Raw genomic sequence first — 17,268 nt, 5'->3', positions numbered from 1 at the left:
TTATGAGTTCGGCCCGGCGAACCTGCGATCGCCCGGTCGTTGCACGTTGTTGACTATGATTCAAATCCGACCCTCGCCTCGACCCGCCACAGGATGCCCGCAGTATGGCAGAGGCCGGGCAGCACACCGACCAGTCGGCCGGGCCCGCTCGGGCGGGCCGGCTACAGCCAGCCGACCTGGGTCACGAACATGGCGACGACGACCACGAGGGTCCAGCCGAGGACGTGCTCCAGCCATGAGGAGCCGTCCTTGGGACCTCCGGTGCGAACGAGGGTCCGGGCGGGGGCGGTCGGGGCGGCGCTGTCGGCAGTCATGGTGTCCAATGTGCCAGCATTCGCGGCCTTCGCGGTAGAGACGAGGGTCACGGGTGGCGCGCGTCACGCACCCGGGCCCCGGCCGCTCCGGACGTGTCCGGTGCGGCCGGGGCCCGGTCGGCCGGCCCCTTGCGGCGTCCGCGTCAGACGCGGGACTCGCGGTTGCGGCCCGCCATGCCCGCCATCGCGAGGCCGAGGCAGAGTGCGACGGCTCCGGTGATCACATTGCTGACGACGGCGCGCGTCGCGTCCATCTCACCGGCGATGGCCCACGGGGCGATGATCGTCCAGGCTCCGAGGGCGACCGCCGTCCACGCCATCGCGTGGGTGCGCTCGTAGGCGGAACCCAGACCACCCATGCACAGGCAGAAGGCCAGACCGGCGATCAGGTTGTTGATCGCCAGGGGGGTCAGGACGCTGAATCCCACGATCCACGGCGAGGCGGCCAGGTACAGACCCGTGATCAGGGCCAGTGCCTCGACGGCCTGCGCGGCGGGGGTGCTGGTCACCCGCTCGAACCGAGTGCGCATCTCGGCGAGGTCGGGGTGGTGCTCGATGCTCGGATGGGTGGTCATGGCTGGCCGCCTCCTACTGAGAAGCCTTTATGTGCCATTTACCCCATTATGTTCCGCTTATCCGCGCCACTTGGCCAACCGGGGATTCCGGCTCCTTCACAGCACCCCGACCGCCCGCAGGGCCCGGATCTGCGCCGCGCCCGGCAGCGCCGGGACGTAGAGGTAGCAGATGCCGCCGCTGCCCGAGGTGACCTTGCCGGCGGTTGCCGTGCGCTTGGTGCGCAGCCAGATCGTCTCCCACTCGGCGCGCTTGTAGACGCGGCGGACGGCGGGGTTGTCGGGCGCGTGGGGGTCGTTGGCGATCACGTCCCCGGCGGCGGTGAAGCCGACCACGGTCATCAGGTGGCCCGCGGTGCCGTAGCCCGCGCCCGTGAGCTCCTCCCGGCGGAAGGACTGGGAGGTGATGACCGGGATGCCGGCCCTGACCAGGGTCTCCAGGTCGGTCAGCGACGTGAGGCGGGTGACGACGCCGGCGAGCTCCCGGTACGTGGCGGCGTACGCGGCGTTGAACGGCCAGTTGCCGCAGCCCTTGTAGGCGGCGTCGTAGGTGGAACGGGCCGCGTGGCAGATCTGCGGGTCGGAGTAGCCCGGCTTCACCCAGGTCAGGGCTGTGGCGCTGGCCTTGCGGCCCCAGAACTCGACGACCATCTGGGAGGAGGTGGGGCTGCACCAGGCCTCGCCGCCGTTGTCGTACTCGGGGTACCGGCCGATGTGGACCTCCTGCGAGTAGCGCGGGACCTTCAGCTCGTGGGCCGTGCCAGAGGGGGCGGAGGCGGGGACGGTGAAGCGGTCCGGGACGTCGGAGGCCATCGCGCCCGCCAGCCACACCGTGGGGCCGCGGTCGGCGCCCGGCCTGCGGTGGAGGGTCAGGCGCAGCTGCCAGTCCGTGATCCGCAGGCCGGCGGCCGCGGCGGGGGCGTCGATGGCCAGGGCGTCGGTCCAGACCGTGGACTTGCCGTCGGTCTGGCCGTCCACGGAGGTGCGGCGGATGTCGCCGTCGCGGGAGGCCCACCGGCCCATCACGTACCAGGGGCTGACGGCGCCGTCGGTGTAGGTGCCGCGCAGTTCGATCTGGATCCAGGTGCCGGCCGGGGTACGGGCGTTCCAGGAGGCGATGGCCTCGGTGGCGGGCACGGTGGAGCGGTGCACCGGGGAGGTCCAGGTCGCGTACTCCCAGGTGCTCTTCTTCCCGGTGTGCGGATCGGCGTACTCGGTGCGGCCGGCGGCCGTCCCGATCTCCAGGCCGGGGCGGGCGCCGGGGACGGCGGTGGTGCCGCGGTGAGTGCCGGCCCGCCAGTGGTCGTACGAGAACCAGAAGCGGTTGTCGACGGTACGGCCCTGCGCCCGCGGGGTGGGCGCGGCGGAAGCGGAGGCGCTGCCGCCGGAGAAGGTGGCGGCGGTGGCCGCGGTGGCGACCGCGAGTGCGGCGACGAGTACGGCCCTGCGTGGCGTGGGTGCGGTCATCGCGAGGTTCCCCCGGGGTGGGTCGGCGCTTCGGTGGCTTCACCCTTCCAGTTCCCGGCCGTCGCGGACCGAAGCCACGGGTCGTGTCGGGCTTGTCTACGCTGGTCGGGTGGAGCCACACCAGTCACTTGAGTCACTCGCACGGGAGCTCGCCGCGCTGCCGCTCTCCCTCGGCCCAGTGCGCCTGATCGCCATCGACGGGCACGCCGGATCGGGGAAGAGCACCTTCGCGGGCCGGATCGCCCGGGCGCTGGGCGGTGCGCCCGTGCTGCACCTGGACGACGTGGCCACCCACGAGGAGCTCTTCGGCTGGGAGGAGCGGCTGCGCGCGCAGGTGCTGGAGCCGCTCGCCGCCGGACGGCCCGCCCACTGGGCCCCGTACGACTGGGTGGAGCGCCGCTTCGGGCCCGATCGGCTGCTGGAGCCCGCGCCGGTGCTCCTGGTCGAGGGGGTCGGCGCCGGGCGGCGGGCGCTGCGCCCGCATCTGGCGCGGCTCCTGTGGATGGAGACGCCGCGTGCGCAGTCCTGGCTGCGGGGGCGAAACCGGGACGGGCATGAACTTTCCGACTTCTGGGACGGATGGGAGCGCGCGGAGCACGCGCACTTCCTCGGTGACCCTTCGCGCCCCTTCGCCGACACCCTGGTACGCCAGAGCGGTACGGGATACGAGTGGACTTCCGGGACAGGAGCGACGGCGGGAACCTCCGCTTCCGTCACCGAGGGTGACGAACTCCCCCGGGCCTGAGCGGCCCCGGATTTCCGCTCCACCGGGCCTCGACCGACCTGCTTGACCTGGGGCCCGCACCGGCCTTACGTTCTGAATGCGCGGCCTTTGCGGCTGCCGCGGACACGAAGCCCCCGATTGTTCCCCCGTGATCGGGGGCTTCGTTCTGCCCGCGAACCCCCTCCCCGAGGGTGTCACGTGAGGCGATCGCGCCCCGATCCTTCACCCTGAGTCACCGGAGGCGCCTGGGGCGCACGCCCAAACGGAGGCTGTCGCGCCCTACGTAAGGTGCGAAACCGCAGGTACGATGCAGCCCTGATTTCAGCAGCGCCAGCCGGGGGCACCGGTCAACTCGCGCGCTCGAAGCGGGGGTTGCCGCGTACCACGGGGGCAGGCTTGTGGGGGACGTGATGGATTTCGGCACGCCGGGCAGCAGGCAAGCCCCGGCCGAACTCGCCTGGCTGCGCGGAGTCGACGCCTGCACCATGGGCGCCTACCCGCAGGCCGAGGAGGAGTTCCGGGCGGCCGTACGACTCGACCCCTCGATGGCGGACGCATGGCTCGGCCTGCACGCGCTGCGGGTCGACACCGGCACCGCGTTATTGCGCATGTACGCGCACCGGGACCGGTTCGGCGAACAGCGGGCCCGGCACCGCAGGATGCTGAACTCCTGGTACTGGCTGGGCTGGTGGGTGCAGCCGGTGCTGGAGAGCCGGCGGGACCTGCTGCTCGCCCACGCCTCGCACTGGCTGGACGGCCGCCACGTGCCCGAGCTGGACCAGGCCCTCGCGGCGCTGCCGCCGGTGGACACCGACGCGCAGGTGCGGTTCCTGCACGCCTGCCGGGCCTACCTGGTCAAGGACTGGGAGCAGCTGGTGCGGCACACCGAGCCGCTGGTGAACGATCCGCTGCTGGGGATCGAGGCCGGGCTGTTCGGCGGGATGGCGCGGGTCCGGCTGGAGATGTACGGGCAGGCGGAGCCGATGCTGGCGGCGGCGCTGATGCGCTGCCGCAGCGAGCAGCCCCAGCGCAAGGAGCTGCGGTACTGGCTGGCGCGGGCGCACGAGGGCACCGGGCGCAGCGCGGCGGCGCTGCCGCTGTACCGGGCGGTGCACCGGGTGGACGCCTCGTTCATGGACACCGCGGCCCGGCTCACGGCCATCGAGGACGGCGACGACACCGACGGCATGGCCGATCTGGCGGGCCTGGCGGGGTACGCCGGGTACGGGGGCTACGGCGGACACGGCCCGTCCCCGGCCGGCGGGGACTTCGCGGCGGTCGCGCTGGGCGGCGGGCCCGTCCAGGACATCGCCGCGGACGGCCAGGTGGAGCCGGACCCGCTGGCGCCGCCCACTCCCCCGGCGGGACGGGCGGAGGGCGCACGGCGCAAGGTGTCCGTCCCGCCGCAGGGCGCGCCCGAGGGCCTGCCGGCCGGGCCGGCCGATCCGGCGGCCCTCGCCGAGGCGCTGGCGGAGCTGGAGCGGATGGTGGGACTGGAGCCGGTCAAGCGGCAGGTGAAGGCGCTCTCCGCGCAGCTCCACATGGCGCGGCTGAGGGCAGGGCAGGGGCTGCCGGTGCAGCCGCCGAAACGCCACTTCGTCTTCTCTGGGCCGTCGGGCACGGGCAAGACGACGGTGGCGCGGATCCTGGGGCGGGTCTTCTACGCGCTGGGGCTGCTGGGCGGCGACCATCTGGTGGAGGCCCAGCGGGCGGACCTCGTGGGCGAGTTCCTCGGGCAGACCGCGGTGAAGGCGAACGAGCTGATCGATTCGGCGATCGGCGGGGTGCTGTTCGTGGACGAGGCGTACTCGCTGTCGAACTCGGGCTACAGCAAGGGCGACGCGTACGGCGACGAGGCGCTGCAGGTGCTGCTGAAGCGGGCCGAGGACAACCGGGACCACCTGGTGGTGATCCTGGCGGGCTACCCGGCCGGGATGGACCGGCTGCTGGCCGCCAATCCGGGGCTGTCCTCGCGGTTCACCACCCGGGTGGACTTCCCCAGCTACCGGCCGCTGGAGCTGACCGCGATCGGCGGGGTGCTGGCGGACTCGAACGGGGATCGCTGGGACGAGGAGGCGCTGGAGGAGCTGCGCAGCATCAGCGGGCACGTGGTGGAGCAGGGCTGGATCGACGAGCTCGGGAACGGGCGGTTCCTGCGCACGCTGTACGAGAAGAGCTGCGCGTACCGGGATCTGCGGCTGGCGGGTTTCGCGGGGGAGCCGTCGCGGGACGATCTGTCGACGCTGCGGCTGCCGGATCTGATGCAGGCGTACGGGGAGGTGCTGTCGGGGCGGGGGCCGCAGGAACGGCCGGAGCCGCCCTTGTGACCCCGGCGGTGTGCGGGGTGCCGCTGCGCGGAGCCGTCTCCCCGCCCCGCCCTTTCTCCGTTTCCCGGAAATCCGCCCCGGACCCGTACGTGCGCTGCGCGCCCGTGCCCTCAAACGCCGGGCGGGCTGGAACATCCAGCCCGCCCGGCAGCGGCTACGCGCCCCGGACGTAGGCCCGGTGAGACGGGTCGCGGACTTCGCCGACCAGCATTTCCAGGACATCCTCCAGGGTGACCAGGCCGAGGACCCGGCCGCTCTGGTCCGCGACCTGGGCCAGGTGGGTGGCGTCGCGGCGCATGACGCCGAGCGCGTCGTCCAGGGGGACGGTCGCGCACAGCGTGGTCATCCGGCGCCAGACCCGCTGGGGAACGGCCCGCTCCCGGTCCTCCAGGTCCAGTACGTCCTTGACGTGCAGGTAGCCCATGAAGGCGCCGCTGTCGGCACGGACGGGGAACCGGGAGTATCCGGTGCGCACCGTCAGCTGCTCGATCTGGCGCGGGGTGACGGCGGGGCCGACCGTGACCAGGCGGTCCCGGTCGAGGAGGACGTCGGTGACGGGGCGGCTGCCCAGTTCCAGGGCGTCCTCCAGCCGCTCCTGCTCGACCGGCTCCAGGAGCCCGGCCTGCCGGGAGTCCTTGAGGAGCCGGCCCAGCTGGGCGGAGGTGTAGACGGCCTCGACCTCGTCCTTGGGTTCGACCTTGAAGAGCTTCAGGACGAGCTTGGCGCAGGCACCGAGCGCGGTGGTGACCGGTCCGCAGACGCGGGCGAAGGCGACCAGGCCGGGGCTGAACCACAGGGCGGTCTTCTCGGGGGCGGCCATCGCGAGGTTCTTGGGGAGCATCTCGCCGATGACCAGGTGCAGGAAGATCACGGCGGCGAGCGCGACGGCGTAGCCGAGGGGGTGGATCAGGCCCTGCGGTACGTGGACGGCATGGAAGACGGGCTCCAGCAGCCGGGCCACGGTGGGTTCGGCGACCGCGCCGAGGGTGAGGGAGCAGATGGTGATGCCGAACTGCGCGGCGGCCATCATGCGGGGCAGGTTCTCCAGGCCGTGGAGCACCTGTCGGGCCCGCTTGGAGCTCGCCGCGAGGGGCTCGATCTGGCTGCGCCGTACGGAGACGAGTGCGAACTCGGCGCCGACGAAGAAGCCGTTGGCGAGGACCAGGAGCAGGGCGAAGAGGAGCTGGAGCGCGTTCATCGGGCGGCGCCTTCCAGCTCGGCGTGCTGCGGGGCGGGGTCGCCGTGGCGGCCGGGGCCGAGCACGCCGACGCCGTCGGCCTGCGGGGCGGGCCGGTAGGGGCCGGCCGCGGGCACCGCGGGCAGCGCGGTCATCCGGACCAGGCGCACACGCTCCGCGCGGTTGCGGCCGACGCGGCGGACGGACAGCTTCCAGCCGGGGAGGTCGGCGCGGTCCCCAGGTGCGGGGATCCGGCCCAGCAGGTCGGCGACGAGGCCGGCGACGGTCTCGTAGGGGCCTTCGGGCACCTCCAGGCCTATCCGGCGCAGGGTCTGCACCCGGCAGCTGCCGTCGGCCTCCCAGGAGGGGCGGCCGTCCTCGGCCGGTACGGCGGCCAGTTCGGGGGTCTCGTCCTCGGCGAGGTCGTGCTCGTCGCGGACCTCTCCGACGAGTTCCTCCACGATGTCCTCCAGCGTGACCACGCCGGCGGTGCCGCCGTACTCGTCGACGACGACGGCCATCGGCTGTTCGCTGCGCAGTCGCTCCAGCAGCGGCTGCACCGGCAGGGAGCCGGGCACCAGCAGCGGGGGGACGCAGATCCGGCTCACGGTGGTGCGGTCGCGTTCGGACTCGGGCACGGCGAGGGCGTCCTTGAGGTGGACCACGCCGGTGACCTCGTCGATGCGGTCGCGGTAGACCGGGAACCGGGACAGGCCCGTGGCGCGGGTCAGGTTCAGCACGTCGGCCGCGGTGGCCGTGTGCTGGAGGGCGCTGACCCTCACCCGGGGGGTCATCACGTGCTGGGCCGTGAGCTCGCCCAGCGAGAGGGTCCGTACGAAGAGGTCGGCGGTGTCCTGTTCGAGGGCGCCGGCCTGGGCCGAATGGCGGACCAGGGAGACCAGTTCCCCGGGGGTGCGGGCGGAGGCCATCTCCTCGGTCGGCTCCACGCCGAGCGCCCGCACGAGGCGGTTGGCCACGGCGTTGAGGCCGGCGATGACCGGCCGCAGGACGCGGGAGAAGGCGTACTGGGGGCCGGCGACGAAGCGGGCCACCTGGAGGGGCCGGGAGACCGCCCAGTTCTTCGGGACGAGCTCGCCGACGACCATCTGGACGGCGGAGGCGAGCAGCATGCCGATGACGACGGCGGCGCCGGTGACGGCTCCCTCGGGGAGGCCTGTCGCGGTGAGCGGCCCGGCCAGCAGTGCGGCGAGGGCGGGCTCGGCGAGCATGCCGACCACGAGGGAGGTGATGGTGATGCCGAGCTGGGTGCCGGAGAGCTGGAAGGACAGCTCCCGCAGGGCCTTGACGACCGTACGGGCACGGCGGTCGCCTTCGGCTGCGGCGCGCTCGGCGTCGGGACGCTCCACGGTGACGAGGCCGAACTCGGCGGCCACGAAGAAACCGTTGGCGAGGATCAGGGCGAAAGCCGCCCCGAGCAGGAGTAGCGGGATGGTCATGCCGCCGCCTCCGTGGGGAGGGCGGCGCGGGTATTACCGGACGATCCGTCCATTGCTGGAGGGAGTCACTCCTCAAGTTGCAGGTGCCCACGGACCACGGGGTCCCAAGGCCGGTGGGAGGGCGCACTGCTGCGCCCCGCCACCAGGGTAGTCATTGAGATCCCGGCCGCAACGGTACGCAGCGACGAGGATCGGACGGCTCAGTGGTCGTTTGTGCCGGTTCCGCGGCTCTCGGCGAGGGCGCGCAGGGCGCGGGCGTCGCCGATCGCCTGCTGCTTGGCGACGCCCGGCTGGATGCCGAGTGCGGGCAGGCTGGTGCCGTCGCTGAGGTCCAGGAACACCCACGGGTCGCCGGGGCGGAGGTTGACCCGCAGGATCTCCGCCCAGGCCAGACGGCGGGTGTTGGTCAGGTTGACGACGGTGACGCCGGCCTCGTCCGCGACCACCTTGGGGCGGCTGAGCAGGACGAGGACGGAGCTCAGCAGGACGGCGACGAAGATGAAGCTGATCCGCTCGCCGGGCTGCAGGCGTTCCAGCGTCACGGCGATGAACGTGATGGTGGCGAACATGGCGAGGCCGACGCCCAGCAGGACGGCCCGGGTGCGGGTCGGCCGGAAGGTGACCGGCAGGGCGGGCGGTACGGGGGGCTGGGCGGCGGACTCGGCCATGGTGCGTTGCCTTCTGGAGGTGGCGTGCGGATCGGGTGGTGGCGTGCCGGTGCGGCACGCCGGGACACCGTCTAGAGGCGGCAGGCGTGGATCGAGGTGGTGAGGATCGCGCGGGCGCCGAGCTCGTACAGGTCGTCCATGATCCGCTGGGCTTCCTTGGCCGGGACCATGGCGCGGACCGCGACCCAGCCCTCGTTGTGCAGCGGGGAGACGGTCGGCGACTCCAGGCCCGGGGTGAGGGCGACCGCGCGCTCCAGGTGCTCGGCGCGGCAGTCGTAGTCCATCATCACGTAGCTGCGGGCCACCAGGACGCCCTGCAGGCGCCGCAGGAACTGCTGGACCTGCGGGTCCTCGCCGTCGGCCCCGTTGCCGCGGATCACGACGGCCTCGGAGGTGAGGATCGGCTCGCCGATGACCTCCAGGCCCGCGTTGCGCAGGCTGGTGCCGGTCTCGACGACGTCCGCGATGATCTGGGCGACGCCGAGCTGGATGGCGGTCTCGACCGCGCCGTCCAGGTGCACGACGGCGGCGTCGATCCCCTTCTCGGCGAGGTGCTTGGCGACGATTCCCTCGTACGAGGTCGCGATCGTCATCCCGTGGAAGTCCTCGGGGCCCTTCGCCGTGCCGGGGGTGGTGGCGTAGCGGAAGGTGGACCGGCCGAAGTTCAGCGGCAGGATCTCCTCGGCGCTGGCGCCGGAGTCGAGCAGCAGGTCGCGGCCGGTGATACCGATGTCGAGCTTCCCGGAGGAGACGTAGATCGCGATGTCCTTGGGGCGGAGGTAGAAGAACTCCACCTCGTTCTCGGGGTCGACGACCACGAGTTCCTTGGACTCCTTGCGCATCCGGTAGCCGGCCTCATGGAGCATCGCCGACGCCGGTCCGGAGAGTGAACCCTTGTTGGGGACGGCGATGCGCAGCATGGGGCTTCCTTTGGTGCGTGGATTACGTGGTTACGGGCGGGTGTGCGTGCCGTGGATCAGAGGTGCACGTAGACGTCGTCGAGGGAGATCCCGCGCGCCACCATCATCACCTGAACGTGGTAGAGCAGCTGGGAGATCTCCTCGGCGGCGGCTTCCTTGCTCTCGTACTCGGCGGCCATCCAGACCTCGGCGGCCTCCTCGACGACCTTCTTGCCGATGGCATGGACGCCCTTGTGGACGAGCTCGGCGGTGCGGGAGGTGCTGGGGTCGCCTTCGGCGGCCTTGAGCTGGAGCTCGGTGAAGAGCTCTTCGAAGCTCTTGGAGGGATTGTTCGCCATGATGGTCCTCAGAATACGGGGTAGCCCGTCGCCACTCAGCGCCAGGGTTCGCTGACGGTGCGCAGGGTCATGGCGGTGGAGACGGCGGCGGTGACCGCTTCGTGCCCCTTGTCCTCGTTCGACCCCTCGAGCCCGGCGCGGTCCAGCGCCTGCTCGTCGTTGTCGCAGGTCAGTACTCCGAAGCCGACGGGGACTCCGGTGTCGATCGACACCTGTACCAGGCCCTGGGTGACGCCCTGGCAGACGTAGTCGAAGTGCGGGGTGCCGCCGCGGATGACCACACCGAGCGCGACGATGGCATCGTAACCGCGACCGGCGAGTACCTTCGCCACGACCGGGAGCTCGAAGCTGCCGGGGACGCGCAGCAGGGTGGGCTCGTCGATGCCCAGCTCGTGCAGGGCCCGCAGGGCTCCGTCGACCAGTCCGTCCATGACCTTCTCGTGCCACTGGGCCGCGATCACGGCGACTCGGAGGTCTCCGCAGTTCTTCACGCTCAGTTCGGGTGCGCCCTTGCCGCTCACAGCTCTGCTCCTCGGTGGTTCGTGGATGTTCGTAGGGGGTGGTGCGTGCGTGGGGTGCGCGCGGGTGCGGTGCGCGCGGTCCTACTGGTTGCCGCAGGCGGACGTGGTCACGGCCCCGTCCAGCCAGGGCAGGTCGTGGCCCATCCGGTCCCGCTTGGTGCGCAGGTACCGCAGATTGTGCTCGCCCGCCTCCATCGGCATCGGCTCCCGGCTGGTGACCTCGATGCCGTGCCGGACGAGGGCGGCGGACTTGTCGGGGTTGTTGGTCAGCAGCCGGACGCTGTGCACGCCGAGGTCGGCGAGGATCTGCGCGCCGGCGCCGTAGTCGCGGGCGTCGGCCGGCAGGCCCAGCTCCAGGTTGGCGTCGAGGGTGTCGCGGCCGCGCTCCTGGAGCTCGTACGCGCGCAGCTTGGACAGCAGTCCGATGCCGCGACCCTCGTGGCCGCGCAGGTAGACGACGATCCCGCGGCCCTCGGTCTTGATCCGCTCCATGGAGGCGTGCAGCTGGGGGCCGCAGTCGCAGCGCTGGGAGGCGAAGATGTCGCCGGTCAGGCACTCGGAGTGCATGCGGACCAGGATGTCGGCGCCGTCGCCGATCTCTCCGTGGACGAGGGCGACGTGCTCGACCCCGTCGACGGTGGAGCGGTAGCCGTAGGCGGTGAAGTCGCCGAAGGCGGTCGGCAGGTTGACCTCGGCCTCGCGGCGCACGGTGGGCTCGGCGGAGCGGCGGTAGGCGATCAGGTCCTCGATGGAGATGATCGTCAGGCCGTGCTTGCGGGCGAAGGGGATCAGCTCGGGCAGGCGCAGCATGACGCCGTCCTCGCCGGCGATCTCCACGATGGCGCCGGCCGGGCGCAGGCCCGCGAGGCGGGCGAGGTCGACGGCGGCCTCGGTGTGGCCGTTGCGGACCAGGACGCCGCCGGGCTTGGCGCGCAGCGGGAAGATGTGGCCGGGGCGGACGAAGTCGCCGGGCTGGGAGACCCCGTCGGCGAGCATCCGCAGGGTGGTGGCGCGGTCGGCGGCCGAGATGCCGGTGGAGACGCCGTGGGCGGCGCTCGCGTCGACGGAGACGGTGAAGGCGGTCTTCATCGACTCGGTGTTGTTCTGAACCATCTGCGGGAGTTCGAGCCGCTCCAGCTCGGGGCCCTCCATGGGGGCGCAGATCAGGCCGCGGCACTCGCTCATCATGAAGGCGACGATCTCGGGGGTGGCCATCTCCGCGGCGATGACGAGGTCGCCCTCGTTCTCGCGGTCCTCGTCGTCGACGACGACGACGGGCCGGCCCGCCGCGATGTCGCGGATGGCCTGCTCGACGGGGTCGAGGCGGAAGGTCTCTTCGGGGATGTCGGGCACGGGCTTGAGGCTGGTCATGCCGTTGCTCCTTCCGGGGCCTGGGCGGCGGTGATGGTGCGCGAGCGCTGGTACCAGTCGTAGGCGCCCCACAGCACGAGGGCGAAGTAGACGACGTAGACGAGGCCGGAGAAGGCCAGGCCGTTGTTGAAGGCGAGGGGGACGCCGACCAGGTCGACGAGGAGCCAGGCGAACCAGAACTCGACGAGGCCGCGGGCCTGGGCGACCATCGCGACGATGGTGCCGACGAAGATGTAGGCGTCGGCCCACGGGCTCCAGGACAGGTCCGGGTAGCGCGTGAACAGGCCGCCGACGGCGAGGGTGCCCGCCGCCGCGCCGGCGAGGAGCAGTCCGCGCTCCTTCCAGCTCGCGGTGCGCACGGCGATGGAGCCGTCCTGGGCCTGCTTGCGGCCGAGCTGCCAGGCGCGCCAGCCCCACACGGCCACGCCGATGACCAGGAGCTGCTTGCCGACGCCGCCGGCGAGGTGGGCGGAGGCGTAGGCGGCGATGAGGATCAGGCCGGAGAGCAGCTGGGCGGGCCAGGTCCATATGGAGCGGCGCCAGCCGAGGGCGAGTGCGGCCAGGCCCATGAGGTTGCCGATCATGTCGGACCAGATGACCTTCTGGCCGAAGACGGTGAAGGCCTCCGCGTTGAGCCAGGACAGGGCGGTCACCGGTCGTCTCCCGTCGCGTGCAGCGGGTCCACGCCGGCGGCGAGCAGGCGCTCGACGTACTTCGCGAGGACGTCGACCTCCAGGTTGACCGGGTCGCCGGACTGCTTGATGCCGAGCGTGGTCAGCGCGAGGGTGGTGGGGATGAGGCTGATGGTGAACCAGTCGGCCGCTGCCTCGACCACGGTCAGGCTGACGCCGTCGACCGTGATGGAGCCCTTCTCGACCACGTAGCGGGAGAGGTTCTCCGGGAGGGCGACCTTGACGATCTCCCAGTGCTCGGAGGGGGTCCGGGAGAGGATCTCGCCGGTGCCGTCCACGTGCCCCTGGACCAGGTGGCCGCCGAGCCGACCGCCGAGGGCCATCGGGCGTTCCAGGTTGACCCGGGAGCCCTCGGTCAGGGCGCCGAGGCTGGAGCGGTTCAGGGTCTCCTGCATGACGTCCGCGGTGAACTCGCCTTCGGCGGTCTCCACGACGGTCAGGCAGACGCCGTTGACCGCGATCGAGTCGCCGTGCTTGGCGCCCTCGGTGACGAGGGGGCCGCGCAGCCGGAAGCGGGAGGCTTCCTGGAGCTCCTCGACGGCGGTGACCTCGCCCAGTTCTTCGACGATTCCGGTGAACACTCAGTGCTCCTTGGTGGCGGTGGGGCTGGCGGTGGGGGTGGGGGTGCCGGCCGTGGCCGGTACTGCGGTGACGCGGAGATCGGGGCCGATGCGGACGGCCTCGGTGAGGTCGAGGCGCAGCGCGGCGGAGATGTTGGTGATGCCGGCGTCGGCGAGGGCCGCGGGGCCGGCGCCGAGCAGGGCCGGGGCGAGGTAGCCGATGACGCGGTCGACGGCTCCGGCTTCGAGGAACGCTCCCGCCAGGGTGGGGCCGCCTTCCAGCAGGACGGAGCGCACGCCGCGGGCATACAGGCCGGCGAGCAGGTCGGGGACGCCGATGCGGCCGTCGTGCAGGGGCAGCCGGAGCAGCTCGACGCCGGGCAGGTGCCGGGTGTCGGCGTCCTCGCCCACGACGAGCAGCGTGGGCGCGGCGTCGTCGAGGACGCGGGCGGTCGGCCGGACCTGTGCGCGGGCGTCGAGGGCGACCCGCAGCGGCTGGGTCGCGCCTTCCACGCCGCGCACGGCGAGGTGCGGGTCGTCGGCGCGCAGGGTGCCGGAGCCGACGACGACGGCGTCGGCCTCGGCGCGCAGCCGGTGGACGTCGCCGCGGGACTCGGCGGAGCTGATCCAGCGGCTGCTGCCGTCCGCGGCGGCGCTGCGGCCGTCGAGGGTGGCGGCGTACTTCCAGGTGACGTGCGGGCGCCCGAGCCGTACGGAGGTCAGCCAGGCGGCGTTGCCCTCCTCGGCCCGGTCCGCGAGCAGCCCGCCGGTGGTGTCGATCCCGGCGGCGCGCAGCGTCGCCGCGCCGCCGCTCGCCTGCTGGTTCGGGTCGGAGACGGCATAGACCACGCGGGTGATCCCGGCGTCGATCAGGGCCTGTGCGCAGGGCCCCGTACGGCCGGTGTGGTTGCAGGGTTCGAGGGTGACGTAGGCGGTGGCGCCGCGGGCGGCCTCGCCGGCCGCGCGCAGGGCGTGGACCTCGGCGTGCGGGCCGCCGGCCTGCTGGTGCCAGCCCTCGCCCACGACCGTGCCCGAGGCGTCGGTGATGACGCAGCCGACGACCGGGTTGGGGCTGGTGGAGCCGAGTCCGCGTGCGGCGAGCTCGACGGCTCGGCGCATGGCGCGGACGTCCGCATCGGGTGCTGCGTGCGCGGCGTGGTTCGCCACCGGGTCCTCCTGCCTCATCGGGCACGGACTCCGGGGCCTGTCGGGATACGACAGATGAAGCGGTACAGCACACACGGGTACGCCGAGGCCGAAAAACGGTCCGATCAGGCATGTCCACAGGGATATGCCGATGAACCGCCGACGGCGGCGTACCGGTGACTGGCCCGCCGCGCACTGCCTCCCATCCGGACTTTAACCGTCGGTCCAGGAATCTCACCTGGTCAACCGGCCGCTGGCTGCGGACGGGTCGCGGACTATAACCGCCGGTTCGGAATTACACCGACCCCGGAGTGCGCTGCTTACTGGTACTGAAGCCAGTCTGCCACGGGTGATCGGCGGCCATGCGAGTGATGCGGTGTGGCCTGGCTCACAGGAGGGGTGGGTCGATCCGGACTTTGTCAAGTGGACGGGGATTGGTCCAGACCTATTGACGGGCTGGTCTAGTCCTCTTAACGTTCCCTTCAACTTCCCGGGAACAGCCCGTCAGATGTGCGCACGTCACGGGCCAACAAGCTGCTGCACCAGTCCTGTTGCTTCAAGTTGTGTCCACTTGTGTCCTGCATCCTCCCCTCCCCAGGAGGCACAATGCTGTCCCCCACACGTACGAGAGCGATGCTCCTGGCATCCGGCGCCGCAATCGCCGGACTGCTGGTGGGCGGGCTCTCGGCGGGCGTTTCGCACGCGGCCGACAACGAGAGCTGTCGCCCCGACGGGCTGTACAAGACGGCCGGCGTCGACGTGCCGTACTGCTCGGTCTACGACTCCGAAGGCCGCGAGAAGATGGGCGCCGACCACCAGCGCCGCGTCATCGGATACTTCACCGGCTGGCGCACCGGCAAGAACGGCGAGCCGGCGTACCTGGCCCACAACATCCCGTGGTCCAAGGTCACCCACCTGAACTACGCGTTCGCCCATGTGGGTGCCGACAACAAGATCTCGGTCGGCACGGACAACGTGAACAACGCCGCCACCGGGATGACGTGGCCCGGCGTGGCGGGCGCCGAGATGGACCCGGCCCTCCCCTACAAGGGCCACTTCAACCAGCTGACGAAGTTCAAGAAGCAGTACCCGGACGTCAAGACGCTGATCTCGGTCGGCGGCTGGGCGGAGACCGGCGGCTACTTCGGGGACGACGGCAACCGCGTCGCGTCCGGCGGCTTCTACTCGATGGCCACCAACGCCGACGGCTCCGTCAACCAGGCCGGCATCGACACCTTCGCCGACTCCTCGGTGGAGTTCATCCGCACGTACGGCTTCAACGGCGTCGACATCGACTACGAGTACCCGACCACCATGAAGGACGCGGGCAACCCGCTGGACTGGCAGCTGGCCAACGCCCGACGCGCCGGACTGGTGCAGGGCTACGCGGCCCTGATGAAGTCCCTGCGCGAGAAGCTCGACCGCGCGGGCGCCGCCGACGGCAAGCACTACCTGCTCTCCGTCGCCGCCCCCTCCTCCGGCTACCTGCTGCGGGGCATGGAGACCTTCCAGGTCCAGAAGTACCTGGACTACGTCAACATCATGTCCTACGACCTGCACGGCGCCTGGAACGAGTACGTCGGCCCCAACGCCTCGCTCTTCGACGACGGCAAGGACGGCGAGCTCGCCGCCGCGGGCGTCTACTCCACCTCCCAGTACGGCGGCATCGGCTACCTCAACACCGACTGGGCCTACCACTACTTCCGCGGCTCCATGCCGGCCGGCCGCATCAACATCGGCCTGCCCTACTACACCCGCGGCCACAAGAACGTGCAGGGCGGCACCGACGGCCTGTGGGGCAAGGCCCCCGCGACCACCTGCCCGGCCGGCGCGGGCCTGACCAAGTGCGGTGACGGCGCGGTCGGCATCGACAACCTGTGGCACGACAAGGACACCAACGGGGCCGAGTCCCCTGCGGGCTCCAACCCGATGTGGCACGCCAAGAACCTGGAGAAGGGCGTCGTCGGCGACTACGTCACCCAGTACGGCTTCCCGGCGAACACCACGCTGACCGGCACCTACGTCCGCAAGTACGACTCCACCCTGGTGGCGCCGTGGCTGTGGAACGCGCAGAAGAAGGTCTTCCTCTCCACCGAGGACGAGCAGTCGGTGCGCGCCAAGGCCGACTACGTGGTGAACAAGGGCATCGGCGGCACGATGGTGTGGGAGCTCGCGGGCGACTACTCCTACAACGCGGCCAAGGGCCAGTACGAGATGGGCGACACGCTCACCGACGCGATGTACCAGAAGTTCAAGTCGGCCTCCCCGTACGGCGCGAAGAAGGCGGGCGCGGCGCTGCCCGCCCAGGCCGTGAACATCAAGACGGAGTTCACCGAGTTCAAGCTGGGCGACTCCAACTACCCGCTCACCCCGAAGCTCAAGATCACCAACAACACGAACACGACGCTGCCCGGCGGCACCGAGTTCCAGTTCGACTACGGCACCTCGGCCCCGGACAACGCCTCCGACCAGTCGGGCTTCGGCACGAAGGTGATCAGCAGCGGCCACACCGGCACCAACGTCGGTGGCCTGAAGGGCGACTTCCAGCGGGTCTCGCTGAAGCTCCCGGCCTGGCAGACGCTGGCTCCCGGCGCCTCGGTCGACCTGGCGTTCAACTACTACCTGCCGGTCTCCACGCCCTCCAACTGGACGGTGAACATCTCCGGCACCACCTACGCGCTTGCCGGGGACCTGGCGCGCGGCACCACGGTGACGGAACCGGGCGGCACCCAGCCCCCGACCACCCCGCCGACGACTCCCCCGACCACGCCGCCCACCACCCCTCCGCCGACGGGCGGGACCTGCACCAGCCCGGCGTACGTGGCCGGCACGGTCTACAACAGCGGCAACGTCGTCTCCCACAAGGGCCGCAACTGGAAGGCCCAGTGGTGGACGCAGAACGAGGAGCCCGGCACCACCGGTGAATGGGGTGTCTGGAAGGACCAGGGCGCCTGCTGACCCTGGCTCCGGATCCGTGAGCGGCAGTCCGTGAGCGGCGGTGCGGTCCGAGAGGC

The 17,268-nt window shown here is 71.6% G+C and carries 16 protein-coding genes and 1 riboswitch; of the genes, 3 read left to right on the top strand and 13 right to left on the bottom strand.

Annotated features, from left to right (window positions below; genetic code table 11):
• Positions 1 to 161: 161 nt before the first annotated feature.
• The 3 genes from OG534_RS30630 to OG534_RS30620 form a co-directional block, all read right to left on the bottom strand.
• A complete protein-coding gene (locus tag OG534_RS30630) occupies positions 162 to 314 on the bottom strand; it encodes an SCO1431 family membrane protein (protein WP_326592343.1) in 153 nt (50 codons plus the stop codon).
• A gap of 143 nt (positions 315 to 457) precedes the next feature.
• Positions 458 to 889 carry an SPW repeat protein gene (locus OG534_RS30625; protein WP_326592341.1) on the bottom strand — a complete coding sequence of 144 codons (432 nt, stop codon included), beginning with the start codon at positions 887 to 889 and terminating at the stop codon, positions 458 to 460.
• Positions 890 to 985: 96 nt separating this feature from the next.
• Positions 986 to 2,353: a peptidase C39 family protein gene (locus OG534_RS30620; RefSeq protein ID WP_326592340.1), complete on the bottom strand. Its 1,368-nt coding sequence runs from the start codon at positions 2,351 to 2,353 to the stop codon at positions 986 to 988.
• A gap of 109 nt (positions 2,354 to 2,462) precedes the next feature.
• Here OG534_RS30620 and OG534_RS30615 point away from each other — a divergent pair, with 109 nt between their 5' ends.
• On the top strand, positions 2,463 to 3,098 hold the full coding sequence (locus OG534_RS30615; protein WP_326592338.1) for a uridine kinase family protein: 636 nt from the start codon (positions 2,463 to 2,465) through the stop codon (positions 3,096 to 3,098).
• 389 nt (positions 3,099 to 3,487) lie between these two features.
• Positions 3,488 to 5,404, top strand: coding sequence for an AAA family ATPase (locus tag OG534_RS30610; RefSeq protein WP_326592336.1), 1,917 nt, complete (start codon positions 3,488 to 3,490; stop codon positions 5,402 to 5,404).
• A gap of 154 nt (positions 5,405 to 5,558) precedes the next feature.
• Here the strand turns inward: OG534_RS30610 and OG534_RS30605 are convergent, their stop codons facing one another.
• The 10 genes from OG534_RS30605 to ribD form a co-directional block, all read right to left on the bottom strand.
• Entirely contained in the window at positions 5,559 to 6,602 is a 1,044-nt protein-coding gene (locus OG534_RS30605) for a hemolysin family protein (RefSeq protein WP_326592334.1), read from the bottom strand.
• Positions 6,599 to 8,038 (bottom strand): hemolysin family protein, encoded by a 1,440-nt coding sequence (locus OG534_RS30600; protein WP_326592333.1) that lies wholly within the window; start codon positions 8,036 to 8,038, stop codon positions 6,599 to 6,601. The genes OG534_RS30605 and OG534_RS30600 overlap by 4 nt, the downstream gene beginning before the upstream one ends.
• A gap of 200 nt (positions 8,039 to 8,238) precedes the next feature.
• Positions 8,239 to 8,706 carry a PH domain-containing protein gene (locus OG534_RS30595; protein WP_326592332.1) on the bottom strand — a complete coding sequence of 156 codons (468 nt, stop codon included), beginning with the start codon at positions 8,704 to 8,706 and terminating at the stop codon, positions 8,239 to 8,241.
• A gap of 71 nt (positions 8,707 to 8,777) precedes the next feature.
• A complete protein-coding gene (gene hisG / locus OG534_RS30590; RefSeq protein WP_326592331.1) occupies positions 8,778 to 9,626 on the bottom strand; it encodes an ATP phosphoribosyltransferase in 849 nt (282 codons plus the stop codon).
• 56 nt (positions 9,627 to 9,682) lie between these two features.
• Positions 9,683 to 9,964, bottom strand: a complete 282-nt coding sequence (locus OG534_RS30585; RefSeq protein WP_326592329.1) for a phosphoribosyl-ATP diphosphatase — start codon at positions 9,962 to 9,964, stop codon at positions 9,683 to 9,685.
• Between the two features lie 35 nt (positions 9,965 to 9,999).
• A complete protein-coding gene (gene ribH, locus OG534_RS30580) occupies positions 10,000 to 10,485 on the bottom strand; it encodes a 6,7-dimethyl-8-ribityllumazine synthase (protein ID WP_007262951.1) in 486 nt (161 codons plus the stop codon).
• An 81-nt stretch (positions 10,486 to 10,566) separates the two neighbouring features.
• A complete protein-coding gene (locus OG534_RS30575) occupies positions 10,567 to 11,856 on the bottom strand; it encodes a bifunctional 3,4-dihydroxy-2-butanone-4-phosphate synthase/GTP cyclohydrolase II (protein ID WP_326592319.1) in 1,290 nt (429 codons plus the stop codon).
• Entirely contained in the window at positions 11,853 to 12,509 is a 657-nt protein-coding gene (locus OG534_RS30570; protein WP_326592317.1) for a nicotinamide mononucleotide transporter family protein, read from the bottom strand. Before OG534_RS30570 ends, OG534_RS30575 begins: the two co-directional genes overlap by 4 nt.
• Positions 12,506 to 13,129, bottom strand: a complete 624-nt coding sequence (locus tag OG534_RS30565; protein WP_326592316.1) for a riboflavin synthase — start codon at positions 13,127 to 13,129, stop codon at positions 12,506 to 12,508. Before OG534_RS30565 ends, OG534_RS30570 begins: the two co-directional genes overlap by 4 nt.
• On the bottom strand, positions 13,130 to 14,293 hold the full coding sequence (gene ribD, locus OG534_RS30560; protein ID WP_442807168.1) for a bifunctional diaminohydroxyphosphoribosylaminopyrimidine deaminase/5-amino-6-(5-phosphoribosylamino)uracil reductase RibD: 1,164 nt from the start codon (positions 14,291 to 14,293) through the stop codon (positions 13,130 to 13,132).
• Between the two features lie 149 nt (positions 14,294 to 14,442).
• Positions 14,443 to 14,573, bottom strand: a riboswitch (FMN riboswitch).
• Positions 14,574 to 14,860: 287 nt separating this feature from the next.
• Between ribD and OG534_RS30555 the strand changes: the two genes are divergently transcribed.
• A complete protein-coding gene (locus OG534_RS30555) occupies positions 14,861 to 17,212 on the top strand; it encodes a chitinase C-terminal domain-containing protein (RefSeq protein ID WP_326592314.1) in 2,352 nt (783 codons plus the stop codon).
• Positions 17,213 to 17,268 lie beyond the last annotated feature (56 nt).

The organism is Streptomyces sp. NBC_01294, assembly GCF_035917235.1.
Taxonomy (GTDB): domain Bacteria; phylum Actinomycetota; class Actinomycetes; order Streptomycetales; family Streptomycetaceae; genus Streptomyces; species Streptomyces caledonius.
This window is presented reverse-complemented; position numbering and strand designations above follow the sequence as displayed.